2 protein-coding genes are annotated in these 1,672 nt (G+C 50.7%); both read left to right on the forward strand.

What is annotated here, in order from left to right; translation table 11 throughout:
* The coding region (locus WBV27_RS02320; protein ID WP_424199058.1) for a rhodanese-like domain-containing protein at nt 1–711 on the forward strand (711 nt) is incomplete at its 5' end.
* Nucleotides 712–757: 46 nt separating this feature from the next.
* Nucleotides 758–1,477, forward strand: a complete 720-nt coding sequence (locus tag WBV27_RS02325) for an MIP/aquaporin family protein (protein WP_424199060.1) — start codon at nt 758–760, stop codon at nt 1,475–1,477.
* The last annotated feature ends 195 nt before the right edge of the window (nt 1,478–1,672 follow it).

The raw sequence follows: 1,672 nt of genomic DNA on the forward strand, positions 1-1,672 counted from the left end.
GATCTGGAGCACCGCGGGGTATTGGGTACCGGTATTTTCCGCGTATTCAATCTGCATGTCGGCCAAACAGGGATGACCGAAAAAGAAGCGAAAGCAGCGGGCTATTCCGTAGAGATCCTTTACAATATCAAGCCGGACCACGCCGAGTACCTTGGCGGCAAGGAACTGATCATCAAGGCGTTGGCCGATAAAGCTTCGGGACGCGTTTTGGGTGCTCAAATCGTAGGAACTCAAGGTGTGGACAAACGGATCGATGTCCTTGCCACGGCCATCACCTTCAAGGCGAAAGCGGAAGACCTGTTCCACTTGGATTTGGCTTACGCTCCGCCGTTCGCAACGACAAAAGACCCTATCCTGTATACAGGCATGGCCTTGGATAACGCCTTGCACGGAAATCCTTTGATGACGCCGGCCCAGTTGGTCGAAACGCAGCAAAAAGGCGAAACCATCCAGGTGGTCGATACACGTTCCGCCAAGGACTTCGAGAAGGGCCACGTCCAAAATGCGATCCACATCCCGTTAGGGGAACTGCGGACACGCGCCGGCGAGCTTTCCAAAGATATCCCGACAGTGACCTACTGCAACAAGGGAGTAACCGGAAATGCCGGTCAGAACGTCTTGATCAATTTAGGTTTCCAGGAAGTCTACAACCTTTCAGGCGGCAATAAAAATTATCAAAGTTACCTCAAAATGCTGAAGAGAAAAAGCTGAAATGTGAATCATCTGACAGAACGGATGGCATAAGGAGAATGAGTGAATGGCAAATGGCATCAGCGCGCAGTTGTTGGGCGAATTAATCGGTACCTTTTTATTGATATTGCTTGGATGCGGCATCGGCGCAGGGGCATCCTTGAAGAAGACAAAGAGCGAACAAAATTCTTGGTTGACGATAGCGATCGGCTGGGGACTTGCCGTAGCGATTTCTGTATATGTTTCCAGCCCATTGGGACCCGGGCATCTGAATCCGGCGGTAACTTTGGCGATGGCGGTCACCGGAAATCTGCCCTGGTCATCTGTGCTCCCCTATATTGCAGCTCAATTTGCGGGTGCATTTTTGGGAGCAGTTGCCCTTTGGTTGAAATATTATCCACATTGGGCTGAAACGAAGGATTCCGGTACGATATTGGGCGTCTTTTCGACTGCCCCGGCAATCCGGCATACGCCTGCGAATATATTCAGCGAGGGGATGGGGACGGCGGTACTTGTTTTCGCAGTACTCAGCTTTTCCAAAATAGAATTTGTTGCAGGACTGCAGCCGATCGTAGTCGGCATGCTGATCACTGTGATCATCTTGGCCATGGGAGGGACGACAGGTGCGGCCTTGAATCCTGCCCGCGATTTGGCGCCAAGAGTGGCGCACGCTATCCTGCCGATACCGAACAAAGGTGCTTCGGACTGGGGATACGCATGGATTCCCGTCGTTGCTCCGCTGCTTGGAGGACTAACGGCGGCTGGAATATATCTGCTGTTTCCTTGAATCTGATTAAGCAAAGAAAATGGAGAGTCCAAACGGATTCTCCATTTTCTTTGCATTAAAATCTGATTAGGGGTGGCAATTGTCAGAACGAGTGATAGAATGAAAAGTAAGTCAAATGTTGGGAGGATGAATTTATGAATTATGATTTCGAAACGCCCGTCAATCGGAGCAACACCGGGTCCGAAAAATGGGCAG

Source organism: Trichococcus sp., from assembly GCF_049589555.1.
Taxonomy (GTDB): domain Bacteria; phylum Bacillota; class Bacilli; order Lactobacillales; family Aerococcaceae; genus Trichococcus.

What these genes read in the sequence shown, in the direction of transcription:
- WBV27_RS02325 (WP_424199060.1), top strand. Translation starts at nt 758, where the DNA reads ATGGCAAATGGCATCAGCGCGCAGTTGTTGGGCGAATTAATCGGTACC.